Here is a 16,405-nt window from a genome sequence, read left to right as displayed (position 1 = left end):
GCTTAATGTTATAATGGAAATGAAAGAAAATAATAAAGGAGGTCGTACGTTTTGTACGAACACACTATGAAAATTAATCTTGTAGGCAGAAGTTTATTGACACTCTTGGATTACACTCCCGAAGAAATTATGTATTTATTGGACTTAGCTAAGGAATTAAAGACCAAAAAACAACAGGGCAAAGTAGGCAGAGGTCTAGAAAACAGAAACATCGTTTTGTTATTTGACAAGACAAGCACACGTACTCGTTGCGCATTTGAAACAGCTTGCTTTGACGAGGGCGCAAACGTAACTTTCTTATCTAATAGTCAAATGGGCAAAAAAGAATCTCTCGAAGATACTGCAAAAGTTCTTGGTAGATTTTATGACGGTATCGAATATCGTGGTTTTGAGCAAAGAGTAGTTGAACTTCTTGCCAAACACGCAGGCGTACCAGTTTGGAATGGTTTAACCGACCAATATCACCCCACACAAGTTCTTGCCGACGTTATGACAATAAGAGAATTTGTTGACAAACCCCTAAATCAAGTTAAATTAGTATACGTAGGCGACGCTCGTAATAATATGGGCAACAGCCTTATGATAATTTGCGCAAAACTCGGTATGCACTTTGTAGGACTTGCTCCTAAGGAATTATTCCCTAGCCAAGACTTAGTAAATCAAATGAAAGACCTTTGCAAACAAACCGGCGGTAGCGTTACCTTAACAGACAATGTCGAAGAAGGCGTAGCTGGCGCAGACGTGCTTTATACCGACGTTTGGGTATCTATGGGCGAAGAAGCTCAATACGAGCAACGTATTAAATTGCTTGAACCTTATAGAGTAACTATGGATATGTATAAGAAGACTGGCAACAAGAATTGTATCTTCTTACATTGTCTACCTTCTTTCCACGACCTAGAAACCTCAGTTGGCAAAGATATATTTGAAAAATATGGTCTAAAAGAAATGGAAGTTAGCGACGAAGTTTTCCGTTGTGAAAATAGTAAAGTATTTGACGAAGCCGAAAACCGTATGCACACTATTAAAGCTATTATGGTAGCTACAATAGACGGGGGCAGAAAAAGAGTATGAAACTTGTCGTAGCGCTCGGGGGTAATGCTCTTGGCAGTACTCCTACTCAACAAAAGGAACTTGTAATTAATACCGCAAAGGCAATAGTCGACCTAATCGAACAAGGACACAGCGTAGTTGTCACTCATGGTAACGGTCCGCAAGTAGGTATGATAAATAGCGTATTTGAAACGGCTAATAAGGTTGATAACTCTACGCCGATAATGCCTTTTCCCGAATGTGGGGCAATGAGTCAAGGTTATATAGGCTATCATTTACAAAACGCTCTACAAACCGAACTTAAAAGAAGGAATATTGTTCGTTCGGCAGTAGCGGTAGTTACCCAAGTTATTGTAAATAAAGACGACTCGGGCTTTACTAACCCAACTAAACCAATCGGCGCATTTGTCGACAAACAAAAGGCTGAGATACTCGAAAGGGAAAACGGCTATATTATGAAGGACTTTGGAGCGCAAGGTTTTCGTAGAGTTGTAGCTTCGCCACTACCAATCGATATAGTTGAAAAAGACGTTATATCTACTTTAATCAACTCAAATTGCATAGTAATTACAGTTGGCGGAGGCGGTATTCCGGTAATCGAACAAGACGGCAAATATGTTGGCGTACCAGCAGTAATAGACAAAGACTTTGCAAGCGCTTTACTTGCTAAGATTATTTCTGCCGACAAGCTTGTTATACTTACCGCAGTTGACAAGGTAAGTATAAACTTTGGCAAGCCTAATCAAGTTGACCTTGACGTTTTAACCGTTTCGCAAGCCGAAAAATTAATGGCTGAGGGGCAGTTTGGCAAGGGAAGTATGCTTCCTAAGGTAAGTAGCGCCTTATCATTTGTAAAAGGTAGCGATAAGCAAGCTGTAATTGCCAATCTTGAAAAAACAGCGCTTGCTCTTGCGGGTAAGAGCGGAACAGTCATTACAGAATAGTATCAACCGTTTTAGAAACTAAACAACTTAGTTTAAGTATTTTTAACAAAAAAGGAGTTAGAAATGGAAAATTTTAGCAAAAGATGTCTTGCAGTATCGCCGAGTTTGACTTTGGCTATTACCGCAAAGAGCAACGAGTTAAAGGCAAAGGGAGTTAACGTTATATCGTTTGGCGTGGGCGAACCTGATTTTAACACTCCTAAGCATATAGTAGAAGCCGGCAAAGAAGCCTTAGATAAAGGTATGACGAAGTACACCGCAAGTTCGGGTACTCCTGTTTTGAGGCAAGCCGTATGCGATAAATTTAAGAGAGATAATGACTTAGTTTACGACAAAACTCAAATTGTAGTTAGTAACGGAGCTAAACAATCGTTATTTAACGCTTTGCAAGTGCTTGTAGACGAGGGCGACGAAGTAATTATTCTTGCGCCTTACTGGTTGACTTACCCCGAATTAGTTGGCATTTGCGGAGGCAAAAGCGTAGTTGTTAATTGTCTTGCCGAAAATGAGTTTATAGTCAATCCAAGCGACTTAGAAAAAGCCATTACGAGTAAGACTAAGGCGCTTATTCTCAATTCGCCGTCTAACCCAACAGGCGCAGTGTATTCAAGAGAACAGTTAGAAAGCATAGCAGCCGTACTAAGAAGACACCCCAACATTTGGGTAGTAGCCGACGAAATTTATGAAAAGTTAGTATATGATGGTAACAAACACGTATCTATCGCAAGTTTAGACGGTATGTACGACCGCACAATAGTTATCAACGGTATGAGCAAAGCCTACGCTATGACAGGTTGGCGTATCGGGTTTGCGGCAGCTCCCACAACAAGGGTAGCTAAACTTATGGACGGACTACAAAGCCACGAGAGCAGTAACGCTAACACTCCTTCGCAATATGCTTCGCAAGTCGCATTAAATAGCGACGAAAGTTTCTTAGACGAAATGCGCTCGACATTCTTAGCTCGTCGCAATCGTATGTTAGAGAAATTGAGTACAATTAAGGGCGTTAAAGCTATTCACGCTAAGGGCGCATTCTATATTATGGTTGACGTTTCAAGTTTCTTTGGCAAGAGCTATAACGGCGTAGTAATAGATGGCGCTAACAAACTTGCAAGCTTGATTATCGACAATGTTTCGGTTGCCGTTATTCCTTGCGAGGGTTTTGGAGCTCCAAACTTTATTAGGCTTTCCTATGCGACAAACATTGAAAAGATAAACGAAGGGCTTGACCGCATTAAAGATTTTTTGGCAGAAGTTAAATAAAACTTAGTTTTATCAAGTTAATTAGTTAACTATAAAAAGAGTTGTAGAAAATTATTTTTACAGCTCTTTTTAACCACTTAGCCGTATAAAATATTTATTGACAAGGCAATACATTTTAAGTATAATTAATTATCAATTATAAGGTGGGGAAAAAATGAATATCTGGCACGGAATAAACAAAAAACGAATATCTACTACGGACTTTATAGCCGTTGTAGAGATAGAAAAAGGCAGTAAAAAGAAATATGAGCTTGACAAAGAAACAGGACTACTTATTCTTGACCGCATACTGTATACCTCTACTCACTATCCGGCAAACTATGGTTTTATACCTCGCACTTATGCCGACGACGGCGATCCGCTAGACGTGCTTATACTTTCTAGCGAGGCAATCGAACCTATGGTTATGGTTAGATGCTACCCGATAGGCGTAATTAGTATGATGGACAATTCTAGACTAGATGAAAAAATTATCGCCATACCTTTTTCAGACCCAATGTACAACACCTATAAGGATATTTGCGACTTACCCAGTCATACTTTTGACGAAATAAGGCACTTTTTTACCGTTTATAAGGCGCTTGAAGGTATGGAAACTGCCGTAGATAAAGTTAGGGGCGCAGACGAAGCAATTAGAGTAATACAAAAGTCATTTGATTGTTACCAACAAATTTTTGGCGACGAATATAAATAATCTAGTTTGTATGCAATTTTAATTAATATTCTTCTATATCTTAACAGTATAGAAGAATTTTTTTATTGTCAAAAAAGTACTGGCAAAAAGATAATTTGAGTTGTATTTAAAATAGCTTGCCGCAAAAAAATTATATATATTTAATAATTTTCTTCAATAAAAATATTTGCAAATATTTAATAATATGTTCAATCGTAGTTGTAAACTATTACAAAGTGTGCTAGAATATGGGTGAAAAAATATATAACAAAGGAGCAAATTTTTATGCCAAAAATGGACGCATTAGTCAAGAGATATCCTAGCAAAGGGCTAGAACTCGAAAGGGTTGATATACCTCTCTTACAACAAAACGAGGCTTTAATTAAGATTAGAAAGACAGCAATTTGTGGTACGGATTTACATATCTACCGTTATGACGAATGGACGGCGAAGAATGTTCCTATTCCTATGGTAATAGGACACGAATTTGTAGGCGAAATTGTAGAAATTAAGAGCGATAGACCTACAAACTTCAAAGTTGGCGATTTAGTAAGCGCCGAAGGTCATATTACTTGTGGTACTTGTCGTAATTGTAGACGTGGTCAACTCGATATGTGTAATAACACCTTAGGCATTGGCGTTAACAGACAAGGTATTTTTGCGCAATATGCAAATATTCCTCTTGCTAACCTTTGGGCGTGCGACAAATCAATACCCGAAGATATGTACGCAATTTTTGACCCGTTTGGCAACGCTACTCACACTGCGCTTACTTATGACGTAGTCGGCGAAGACGTGCTTATTACAGGCGCAGGCTCAATCGGCATTATGGCTTCGGCAATTTGTCTACATAACGGGGCGAGAAAAGTAGTAATTACCGACGTCAACGATTATAGACTTGAACTAGCTAAAAAAGTCGTTCCCAACGTAATTACCGTAAATACGGCTAATAAATCATTAAAGCAACTTCAAAAAGAACTGGGTATGAAAGAAGGCTTTGACATAGGTTATGAAATGTCGGGCAACAAATACGCTTTTGCCGAAATGATAGAGAATATGATTAATGGCGGAAATATAGCTTGTTTAGGTATTTTAAGTCAAAATACCCAAGTCGACTGGGAGCGTATAATCTTTGGGCAACTTAACATCAAGGGTATTTACGGTCGTAAAGTTTTTGAAACGTGGCACAAGATGACATCTATGCTACAAGGCGGACTAGATATTAGCAAAATTATCACTCATCACTTTGACTATACTGATTATCTTCAAGGATTTGAACTTATGGATAAGGCAGAATGTGGCAAAGTAATATTAAATTGGAGTAAGGGGGAATAATCAATGTATAATAACAGCAAACAAATTGTAGACTCGCTTAACGACAGTATCAAAGAGCAAGGCTTGTGGAAGACCGAGAGAATAATTACCACACCGCAAAGTAACATTATCGATACTACTGCAAGTAGGGGCGTTATTAATTTTTGCGCTAACAATTATTTAGGACTTTGCGACGACAAACGTGTAATTAAGGCGGCAAAACTTAGCTATGACAAATACGGCTATGGTATGTCAAGCGTAAGATTTATTTGTGGCACTCAAAGCGTCCACAAGGAATTAGAGGCTAGTTTAAGCGACTATCTTTCAACCGAAGACACCATTCTTTATTCTTCTTGCTTTGATGCAAACGGCGGTTTATTTGAAACAATCACAACGGCAGAGGACGCTATAATTAGCGACGAACTCAATCACGCAAGTATTATTGATGGCGTAAGGCTAAGCAAAGCTATGCGTTTAAGATACAAAAACAACGATATGGCAAGCCTAGAACAGTGTATCAAAGAGGCAAATGATAAGGGCGCAAGACAAAAGATTATTGTAACCGACGGTGTTTTCTCAATGGACGGTATAATTGCCGACCTTGCAGGTATATGCGCTCTTGCCGATAAATACGACTGTCTTGTAGTGGTAGACGACTCTCACGCAACGGGCTTTGTAGGCGCAACAGGCAGGGGAACGCCCGAGTACTGTGGCGTAACTAATAGGGTAGACATTATTACCGGCACGCTAGGTAAGGCGCTTGGCGGGGCATCTGGTGGCTTTACAAGCGGTAGAAAAGGTATCATAGACCTTTTGCGTCAAAGAAGTCGTCCTTATTTGTTTAGTAATACGCTTGCTCCCTCAATAGCCGCTACTACTTTGGAAATTCTTAAAATTCTTAAAAACGATACTTCTTCTTGCAAACGTGTAATGGATAACGCAAGTTATTTCCGTCAAAGAATGACGGACGCTGGTTTTACGCTTGCCGGACAAGGACACCCGATTGTGCCTGTAATGTTGTTTGACGCAACGCTTGCAGCAAACGTTGCCGAAGCTATGCTTAAAAAGGGCATCTACGTAGTAGGTTTCTACTATCCTGTCGTACCTCAAAATAAAGCTAGAATACGTACTCAAATGTCAGCCTCTCATACAAAAGCCGACATTGACAACTGCGTCGAAGCCTTTATTGAAGTAAAAAAAGAATTAGCATTTTAATTTTTAAACTATTGTTTTTTGGGACTACTTAGGTAGTCCCATTTTTTTAATCAACATTTTGCGACAGATTTTTTATGTAAATACCTTTATTGTTACTATAAAATATGATATAATTATTTTGCGTAAACAAAGTAGGGGGAACAAATGCAATTATATCAAATACTATTTTTAGTAGTCTATGCGGTACTACTATTTATATATTTCTTTGTTGAAGTTAGGCAAAATCGTACAAATAGAATAGTTGTTAAGACTATCCTAGCCGTTCTCTATTTCGCCTTAGCCGTAGTTGGCTCTGCCCTCAACTTTACTAGACCGATTATTCAAATTGCAATGTTGGTTGGGCTTGTCTTTACGCTTGCAGGCGATATCTTTTTAGTTACTACAAATACAAAAGAAGGGCTAGTCAACGGCGGAATTATTTTTTATGTAGGCAACATTGCCTTACTTGCAACCTTAGTTTATATGATTAATATTTTTGGCGTTCCGTTTACGACATATAGCTGGGGGCTACTAGGGTGTTTTGTTTTATTTATACTTATAATAGTCGCTCAAAGGCTTAAACTTATTAGTTTTGGCAATAGCGCTTGGTTAGTCGTAGCTTACCTTATGACAATATCTATTTGCGCATTACTTAGCATTTGCATAGCTACGTATAGACAGAGTGTTTTTGCCACTCTTTTTGCCGTAGGAATGACATTATTTATGATATCCGATTATTTTATAGTATTATATAATTATAAATGGCGCAAAAAAAGCATTTTAATTTGCAATAGCGCCAGTTATTTTGCAGGTATTTTCCTTGTTGCGTTATCGCTAGGCTTTCTACTATGAAAAGCGGACTTTATTTGCCTATATCTAGTTTGCCCGACAAATTTGGTTGTGGTAGTTTGGGCTATGAGGCTGAAAGTTTTATTAAATTTTTGTCGGTAGCTAAGCAAAGTTATTGGGATATAGGAACAATTACATATTTATCTTCCTTTGCAATCGACAGCTTGTTAGTTGACCTTGATTATTTTGTCGAGAAAGGGTTACTTTGCCAACAAGATTTGGTTTGCGAGAAGAAAAATTGCTTAGATATAGACCACGCAAGAGAAATTAAACTCAAACTTTTTAGCAAAGCTTATGTAAATTACTTTGCTCAACCTAACATAGCTAGCTATCACGACTTTTGCGATTTAAATAAAGAGTGGTTAGACGATTACGCTTTATTTTGCGCAGTTAAGCTACTGACAAATAAATCTTGGCTAGATTGGGACGACGACATCAAGTTTGCTACCGAGCAAGGTAAAATTAAATATAACAAACTTTGCGAAGAAGAAATAGAATACTACAAATTTGAGCAATACATTTTGCGTGAGCAATTTGTTCAAGTTTTTAATAAAGCTACGCAAGCAAATATTAAGTTAATCGGGCAAATTAGTCAAAGCGTTCCGCTTGAAAGCGCCGATGTTTGGGCTAACCAAAATATTTTTTTGCTTGGCAGTGATAAATTGCCTAAGTACAAGGTAGACTTGGCAAAAACAAAATGCGAAAACACTATTTATCCTGCCTATAACTATAAAGCGTTAGCAAACTCGACATATTTAAGTCAAAAGCTTGACTACGCTAAACAGCTATTTGATATAATCAAAGTTAACGACTTATCTATGACGTTAAAAGTTGTAGCGATAGATATTAAACGCCCTAAAATTAAGAAAATTATTACAAATAGGCGATTTTCTATTGATAAGTTACTGATTGGACTAAAAAATCAAATAATTGTAGAAGCTCAAAACATTGGTAAAACATATAAAAAAATGTTAACTCATTTAGCTATTCCAACGGCTAATACATTTAAAAAAGACATAATTTCTCCTCGTAACAGTTATGCAAATTGTGTTTGTTACTTAGAGGTTGACAAAAGTCTTGACGACTTAACTCATATCAACGAGGTCAAGACACAAATTGAAGATTTATTTGCGTCAAGTTGGGACGAAATTATTATAAATATGCAAGACCTATCTTGTCTTGACGGCGTTATAAACAAAAACGACAATTATATGGCGCAGGCGAAAGAACAATCTAGCCTTCAAGCGCAAAGGATTGCAGACCTTACTGCAAAATACAATAGATGAACGTGAAAAATATTCAAGATTATAATTACTTAGGCGCAAACCGATTTGATAAAGATAGGTTTGTTTTTAGAGTATATGCGCCAAACGCTTACGCAGTATATCTTTTTGGCACGTTTAATAACTGGGACTATGCGAATTGCCCCCTTAAAAAAGACAGTGACGGAGTTTGGTCGGTTATTACTAAGGCTACCGACTTTGACCAATACAAATTTGTAATAGAAACTAATCAAGGCATTAAATATAAGGCAGACCCTTACGCAAAGTATTCGCAAACAAGAGGTAGCACAAATTCTATTGTTTTTGAAAGTTTGTACGAATTTTGCGACGCTAGATATATTAATAAGAGGACTTGTTTAGATAAAAAGCCTGTAAATATCTACGAAATGCACTTAGGCAGTTGGCGTAGACACAATGGAATAGAATATAATTATCGAGAACTTGCGCCATTAATTTGCAATTACTGTAAAAAAATGTCCTTTAACTATGTAGAATTTCTACCGCTTGCGGAGTATCCGTTAGACGATTCGTGGGGGTACCAAGTTACGGGTTTCTTTTCGCCTACTTCACGTTACGGCAACCCCGACGATTTAAAATATCTTGTCGACACTCTCCACGCTAACGACATAGGCGTTATTCTCGACTTTGTGCCTGCCCATTTTTGCAAAGACGAATTTGGCTTGATTGAGTTTGACGGCAGTTGCTTATACGAGAGTCAAGACCAAACAAGAAGGGAGCATAAGAGTTGGGGAACAAATATTTTTGACTATGCCAAGCCCCAAGTCGTAGATTTTTTAATTTCCTGCGCAATTTATTGGCTTAGGGAGTTTCACTTTGACGGACTTAGAGTTGACGCAGTCGCAAGTATGCTTTATTTAGATTATGACCGAGCCGACGGCGAATGGAATAAAAATATATATGGCGGTAATTATAATTTAGAAGCTATTGATTTTTTACGCAAATTATCTAACACAATTAGCGCTACTTGCCCGAATTGTATTTTAATCGCCGAAGAATCTACCGCATTTAATAAAGTTACCGGCAGTACTTGTCAAGGCGGATTAGGCTTTGATTTTAAATGGAATATGGGCTGGATGAACGATACTTTATCGTATTTTTGCGCTCCGTTTGACAAACGTTATGAAGTTTACAACAAATTGACTTTTCCGCTTATGTATTCTCAAAGCGAAAAATATATTTTACCTTTTTCACACGACGAAGTCGTACACGGTAAATGTTCCTTAATAGGCAAATTACCCGGCGATTACCAGCAAAAGTTTAGGGGATTAAAAACGCTTTCGGCTTTGTTATTTGCCCAAGTTGGCAAAAAACTTAATTTTATGGGCAACGAACTTGCGCAGTTTATCGAGTGGAACCCTACAAGAGAAGTCGACTGGTTGCTACTTGACTATGCGTCGCATAAAGATTACCTAGATTATTTTGCTCGTCTAGGCAATATTTACTTGTCCCACCCGAGTTTATTCGAGCTTGACTATTCGCCTGACGGATTTATTGCCATTCAAGCAAATGACAATAACGGCGTGCTTGCCTTTTTGAGAAAAAGTTCAAGCCAAACTATGCTTTGCGTATTTAATTTTTCACAAGATACTAGGTCTAATTATACGTTATATACTAAATATGGCTTGGCAAAATTTACTTGTATTATGTCAACCGACCAAATGAGCAGTTTTATTACCGATAACGAAGGCAAAATTACATTAGACTTATTGCCACTTAGCGCAAATTACTATTTACTAGACTAACGCCAAATATATTACGAGGTACATTAATGACTAAGCAACAAATTCAACAATTAATAGAAGGCAGTTTATCGGCAAGCTGTGGAGTAAGCCCCGCCGAAGCCAACGACAAACAAATGTATAATGCTCTTGCGCTTGTAATAAAGAACATATTATTACAAAAACGCAAAATTTTTAACCATAATTTTAAGAGTAACGGACAAAAAAGAGTTTACTATTTGTCAATGGAATTTTTATTGGGTAGAAGCTTAAAAAACAATCTTTTTAATCTTGGTCTAACGCAAGAAGTTAGTCAAGTTTTAAGTGACTTAGGCTTTGATTTAAACAATCTTTACGAACAAGAAAGCGATGCCGGACTCGGCAACGGCGGACTCGGTCGTCTTGCGTCTTGCTATATGGACGCTCTTGCAAGTTTGGGTTATCCTGCGTGCGGTCATTGCCTAAGATACGAGTATGGTATTTTTCAACAAAAATTAATTGATGGCTGGCAAACCGAACTTCCCGACAACTGGTTGCCGGGCGGAGCTGTTTGGCTTACCGAGCGTCCCGACAAAGCGGTAACCGTGCGTTTTGGCGGTAGAATAAGCGAACAATGGCGTAGCGACAAAATGGTTCTTACTCACGTTGACTATCAAGAAGTTGAAGCCGTCCCTTACGACTTAATGATAAGCGGTTACGACAGTCAAGCCGTTTCGGTGCTTAGGCTTTGGGCTTCTCGAAACAAAAGACGATTTGATATGCGAGCTTTTTCACAAGGCGAATATCTTAAAGCTATGCAGGAAGACGCCGAAGCCGAAATAATTACCAAAGTGCTTTATCCCGCCGATAACAACGTAGCCGGCAAATCTTTAAGGCTTAAACAGCAATATTTGTTGACAAGTTCGGCAGTGCAAGATATTGTTGCCGACCACCTCAAATATTATAAAGATATGTCTAACTTTGATAAAGTTGCGGCTATTCATTTAAACGACACGCACCCCGTGCTTGCTATACTCGAATTAATGCGTATTATGCTTGACGAACAAGGTTTTGACTGGGAAAAAGCCTGGGGAATAACTACGGCGACGTGTTCTTACACAAATCATACAATTTTAAGTGAAGCGCTTGAAATATGGGGCGAGGACTTGTTTCAGCGTTTGCTTCCAAGACTTTACGATATAGCTAAGGAAGTTAACAAACGTCAAAGTCAAGAAATGTGGCAAAAGAGCAATGATTGGAAGAAAGTTTCGGCTACTTCGGTAATAGCTTACGACCAAATTAGAATGGCTAACCTTGCCGTTGTTGGCTCGCATAGCATTAACGGCGTTTCCGCTCTTCATAGCCAAATATTAAAGAGCGACTTATTCGCCGATTTTGCCGAATACTATCCCGACAAATTTATAAATATCACAAATGGAATTGCGTGCCGTAGGTGGTTGTGTCAAGCTAATCCACGGTTAACCGCCCTTTTAAACGACACTATCGGTCAAGAATATATTACAGATTTTAGCAAACTTAGTCAATTTAACAAGTTTGCAAACGACAACGCCGTTCTAGATAGACTTGCCGAAATTAAACTTGCAAATAAAATTGATTTTTGTAATTCTCTAAGCAAACACGGCATAATTGTCGACCCAAATTCTCGTTTCGACGTTCAAGCTAAGCGTTTGCACGAGTATAAACGCCAACTTCTTAACGCTATTCGCATTGTTAGCCTTTACTGCCAACTTAAAAATGACGCTAATATGGTAATTACTCCGCAAACATTTATTTTTGGAGCAAAGGCTGCGAGCAGTTACTATATGGCGAAAGAAATAATTAAATTAATATATAAGTTAGGCAAACTTATTGAAAAAGATAAGCGTATCTCCCAAATGCTTAGAGTTGTCTTTTTGGAAAATTATAGCGTTACTATTGCCGAACAGCTTATGCCTTCGGCGGAAGTTTCACAGCAAATTTCTCTTGCCGGCAAAGAAGCTAGCGGAACAGGCAATATGAAATTTATGTTAAACGGCGCTATTACGTTAGGAACGTTAGACGGCGCAAACGTAGAGATTGCCCAAGAACTGGGAAATAAAGATATTTTTATTTTTGGTATGACAGCCCAAGAAGTTAGTCAAAAATGGAAAGAAGGCTACAACAGTATGGAATATTACTTTGTAAACGACCAACTGCGTCAAGCTATCGACCTACTTAGTAGTGGTATTGACAAAGAAGATTTTAGCGTAATTAAAGATTATTTGCTTAAAGACAATTTACCCGACCCTTATATGTGCCTTGCGGACTTCGACTCTTACAATAAAGCCTGTCTAAGCCTTGACAAAGCCTACCTTGATAAGACTAACTGGAATAAAATGTGTTTGCATAACATAGCTTGTTCGGGTATTTTTTCCGCCGACCGAGCCATAGAACAATACGCTAAACAAGTTTGGAATTTAAAGCCTATTTAAAACTAATTACCAATTAACAATCAAAATATTAATAGGAGAAAACGATAAAAATGGAATTTTTTGAGTATAATCCCTTAGATAGTAAATATAAAAGCACAGTTGGAGCTTGCGAGGCTGGTAAATTAACATTTAGCGTCAAAGTCGATAGCTCAATAGGCGTAGTCTATTTGTCTTTGCTAATTCATTTAGACGGTCAAAACGACCAAAAATATAATTTAGTCAAAGTCAATAGCGCACTCGGGCAAGACTATTATTCTTGCACGGTCGACCTTAAAAAAGGACTATATTGGTACTGTTTTACAGTCACTAGAAAGGGCACGACAGCTTATCTTGGCTGTGGTGGCAACAAAAATGCCGTACTATTCTATTGTAATCCTAGTTACTACCAACAACTTGTATATTCTAATACTTATATTATTCCTAGCTGGTTAAATAACGGCGTAATGTATCACATATTTGTAGATAGGTTTTGTAAAAGCGGTCAAGTAAAGTTGCGTGAAGACCAACTAGCGAAAGAATGGGGAACAACCCCAAATTATCTTGCTGTAAACGGCAAATTTGCAAATGACTTTTACGGAGGCGATTTAAAAGGCGTTATTAGCAAGCTTGATTACTTACGCTCTCTAAACGTAACTACAATATATTTGTCGCCAATTTTTACAGCGTATTCTAACCATAAATACGATACCGAAGACTATGAAACAATAGATAGCGCCTTTGGCGACGAGCAAGATTTTATTGATTTGTGTCAAAAAGCGCAATGGCTAGGCATTAAAGTCGTACTTGACGGAGTATTTAACCATTCGGGTAGCAGTAGCAAATACTTTAATAAAGATGGAAAATACGCTACCGTTGGGGCTTATCAATCTACGACCTCCCCTTACTGCGACTGGTTTAATTTCACCAACAAAGAACGCACCGAGTATGACAGTTGGTGGGGCATTAAAACACTGCCTACCCACAACGAAGCTAGCCCAAGTTTACAAGAGTATTTTGCAGGCGATAATGGCATTGTAGCTAAGTGGCTTAAACTAGGGGCTAGTGGCTATCGGCTTGACGTCGTAGACGAGATAGGCGACGCCCTTCTTGACAAAATTGTGTCTAGGGCAAAAGCCGTTAAACCCGATTGCGCTATTATCGGCGAAGTTTGGGAGGACGCTACAAACAAAATTTCTTATGGCGTTCGCAGAAGATATTTTCAAGGTGGTCAACTTGACAGCGTTATGAACTATCAACTTAAAGATTGCATAATTGACTTCGTTAGAAATGGCAACAGCTACGGACTTGCCGAATTTATGGACGAATTAATTAACAATTATCCTTCTTTTGTGCTTAATAATTTAATGAGTCTTATTTCTTCGCACGACACCGCAAGAGCAATTACGGCGTTGTACGACCAAGTTTTTAGCGGAAGCAACAAACAAGAAGTTGCCGAAAGAATACTCGAAGGCGAGCGATATTTCTCAGCAAGAGAAAAGTTGTTACTCGCTACTGTACTTCAATATACTTTAATTGGATTTCCGTCAATTTATTATGGCGACGAAGCCGGGCTGTCGGGTTATGGCGACCCTTTTTGTCGTAGATGCTTTCCCTGGGGAAACGAGGATAAAGAACTTGTGTCTTTCTATGTTTTGCTAGGGCAACTTCGCAAATTACCAAGTTTTGGCGGTATATACAAGCTTTACTCAGTCGGTCAAGGCTATATCGCATACATTAGACAACAAGAAGAAAGCAAAGTTTTGGTAATTGTATGTGTTACCGAGGCGACAATTACGTTAGACCAGCTCTACGTTGACTATTTTGACAAACAAGAAGTTAGTCAAACAGTAACTTGCAAAGCTAATGCGTTCAAAATACTAATCGCTAAATAATTAAATTTTAAATTTGATTAGCCAGTCAATGTAAAATGTAACAAATAACCATTAATAACGATTATTATATATAAATAAAGCTATTATTGTACAATAATAACTTTATTTTTCATTATTGAAATATTATTGTACAAAATCATTGATAAAACGACAAAATAGTGCTATAATTCTGCCATTCAGTGTGTTAAATTTTAATTACATTCAATTATAGGGAGATTAATATGAAAACAAGAGTTGGTTTTGTGGGAAACGTCGCTATTGCCAATCAGTTTAAAGACAGCGAATTTATCGAAGTCGTTTATAATGTAGATGATGGCGCAAACGCAGTCGAATTGCAACAACAGACAAATGCCGAAGTTGTTGTGACGGACATTATGATACCGGGTATGGACGGCTTTACTCTGCTTACTCAATTAGGTCAGTTAACGCCTGCGCCTAGACGCTTAGTTCTAACCGAGTTAAAAAGCGAAGTCTTTGTGCTTAAAGCGTATGAGCTTGGGGTAAGCCAATATCTGCTTAGGCCTTATAATACACAAGCCTTAATCGATGCGATTAAAAGGCCGTCAGCTAAGGCGAGAAGCAGTATGGGGAAAAATGATTTATTCAAAACCTTAGACGAAAAACTTAGCAATATATTTATATCGGTAGGCATACCTGCGCACATTAAGGGTTATCAATTTTTGCGAGAAGGCATTAAACTCGCAGTTGATAACCCTTCTATTATTAATACAATTACTAAGGGGCTTTATCCAACTATCGCTACAAGATTTGAAACTTCTTCGTCAAAGGTCGAAAGAGCCATAAGACACGCTATTGAAGTAGCTTGGAACAGGGGAAGAATTGAGAATATCAATAGTCTTTTTGGAGTAAAGGTATATTCAAGCAACGAAAAACCTACTAACGGCGAGTTTATAGCCTTACTTGCCGACAAAATGTTACTCGAATGCGCCTATTGATTACATAATAAAATAAATATATACTAATAAATACATAATTTATTGATATTTGTATTTCTTTATGCTAAACTATACAAGTAGGGAGGCAGTATATATGCAGTATTTAAAGGAAGAGGTAAGAAACCGTATTCTTGCTTCGGCAAAACAAGAATTTTTAGAGCAGGGCTACAAAAACGCCTCTATTCGTAACATTGCCGAACTTGCGAAAACATCGCTAGGCAATATTTACAGATATTTTATTGATAAGGAAGCTCTTTTTTTGGCGGTTACTAATAATTTGATAGAAGCCGGCGTTGTGCTATTTGAAACTAACTTTTCGCTCAGCGAGCAAGACTTAGCGGTTTTTCCCGACAAAGTGCTTGACTATGTCTTAGCTTATAGACAAGAGCTTGCAATAGTAAAGAGCGGACTTAAAGAACATTTTGACAGTTACATAGAGGCTTTAATAGAGGTTACGGCAAAGAAATTTTCGCTTAGTATGCAACGCATATATCCCCAAGTCGCCACTAATTTTGGACGAGATTTTTATTATAATATGTCGGCTAGCTTTTTATTTGGACTTCGCACAGTAATAGATTGCGACAAACACCGAGCCGAAAAGAAACAAGGGCTAAGGGAACTTATTTGGTTCTTTTTCTCTAACATTGACAAGAGGTTTAATTTTTTTGAAGCCCTAGACTAGAATTTTAATATTTACAATTAATGTCGACTAAATTTAATTTAGTCGACATTTTTTTTTCAATATAATTTTGTTAACGCTTTAATATCGATTTTTCTTTGGTTGAGGAATATTAATATAGTCGATAATTTTTGTCT

The 16,405-nt window shown here is 37.9% G+C and carries 13 protein-coding genes; all 13 read left to right on the top strand.

The features are described 5' to 3' along the window. Window positions 1–66 precede the first annotated feature (66 nt). Complete coding sequence (argF, locus tag RR062_02035) at window positions 67–1,074, top strand: ornithine carbamoyltransferase (protein MEG2026493.1); 1,008 nt, start codon at window positions 67–69, stop codon at window positions 1,072–1,074. Next, window positions 1,071–1,997 (top strand): carbamate kinase, encoded by a 927-nt coding sequence (gene arcC, locus RR062_02030; GenBank protein ID MEG2026492.1) that lies wholly within the window; start codon window positions 1,071–1,073, stop codon window positions 1,995–1,997. The genes argF and arcC overlap by 4 nt, the downstream gene beginning before the upstream one ends. 63 nt (window positions 1,998–2,060) lie before the next feature. Further along, window positions 2,061–3,260: a pyridoxal phosphate-dependent aminotransferase gene (locus tag RR062_02025; GenBank protein ID MEG2026491.1), complete on the top strand. Its 1,200-nt coding sequence runs from the start codon at window positions 2,061–2,063 to the stop codon at window positions 3,258–3,260. A 154-nt stretch (window positions 3,261–3,414) separates the two neighbouring features. Next, window positions 3,415–3,954 carry an inorganic diphosphatase gene (locus RR062_02020; GenBank protein ID MEG2026490.1) on the top strand — a complete coding sequence of 180 codons (540 nt, stop codon included), beginning with the start codon at window positions 3,415–3,417 and terminating at the stop codon, window positions 3,952–3,954. Between the two features lie 264 nt (window positions 3,955–4,218). Beyond that, the gene (gene tdh, locus RR062_02015) at window positions 4,219–5,268 is read left to right on the top strand and encodes an L-threonine 3-dehydrogenase (GenBank protein MEG2026489.1); all 1,050 of its coding nucleotides are present in this window, start codon (window positions 4,219–4,221) and stop codon (window positions 5,266–5,268) included. Window positions 5,269–5,271: 3 nt separating this feature from the next. After that, window positions 5,272–6,462 carry a glycine C-acetyltransferase gene (locus tag RR062_02010; protein MEG2026488.1) on the top strand — a complete coding sequence of 397 codons (1,191 nt, stop codon included), beginning with the start codon at window positions 5,272–5,274 and terminating at the stop codon, window positions 6,460–6,462. Between the two features lie 144 nt (window positions 6,463–6,606). Next, window positions 6,607–7,293, top strand: a complete 687-nt coding sequence (locus RR062_02005) for a lysoplasmalogenase family protein (protein ID MEG2026487.1) — start codon at window positions 6,607–6,609, stop codon at window positions 7,291–7,293. Next, complete coding sequence (locus tag RR062_02000) at window positions 7,290–8,576, top strand: 4-alpha-glucanotransferase (protein MEG2026486.1); 1,287 nt, start codon at window positions 7,290–7,292, stop codon at window positions 8,574–8,576. Before RR062_02005 ends, RR062_02000 begins: the two co-directional genes overlap by 4 nt. Beyond that, window positions 8,573–10,336: a 1,4-alpha-glucan branching protein GlgB gene (gene glgB / locus RR062_01995; GenBank protein MEG2026485.1), complete on the top strand. Its 1,764-nt coding sequence runs from the start codon at window positions 8,573–8,575 to the stop codon at window positions 10,334–10,336. The genes RR062_02000 and glgB overlap by 4 nt, the downstream gene beginning before the upstream one ends. Window positions 10,337–10,362: 26 nt before the next feature. Then, complete coding sequence (locus tag RR062_01990; GenBank protein ID MEG2026484.1) at window positions 10,363–12,762, top strand: glycogen/starch/alpha-glucan phosphorylase; 2,400 nt, start codon at window positions 10,363–10,365, stop codon at window positions 12,760–12,762. 50 nt (window positions 12,763–12,812) lie between these two features. Then, on the top strand, window positions 12,813–14,633 hold the full coding sequence (locus RR062_01985) for a glycoside hydrolase family 13 protein (GenBank protein ID MEG2026483.1): 1,821 nt from the start codon (window positions 12,813–12,815) through the stop codon (window positions 14,631–14,633). A gap of 221 nt (window positions 14,634–14,854) precedes the next feature. Then, on the top strand, window positions 14,855–15,589 hold the full coding sequence (gene spo0A, locus RR062_01980) for a sporulation transcription factor Spo0A (protein MEG2026482.1): 735 nt from the start codon (window positions 14,855–14,857) through the stop codon (window positions 15,587–15,589). Between the two features lie 94 nt (window positions 15,590–15,683). Next, entirely contained in the window at window positions 15,684–16,271 is a 588-nt protein-coding gene (locus tag RR062_01975) for a TetR/AcrR family transcriptional regulator (protein MEG2026481.1), read from the top strand. Window positions 16,272–16,405: the final 134 nt, after the last annotated feature.

It is taken from the genome of Clostridia bacterium, from assembly GCA_036654455.1.
Taxonomy (GTDB): Bacteria; Bacillota; Clostridia; order Christensenellales; family CAG-314; genus JAVVRZ01.
Note: the sequence above shows the minus strand (reverse complement) of the source record. Positions and strands in the feature narration are given on the sequence as shown.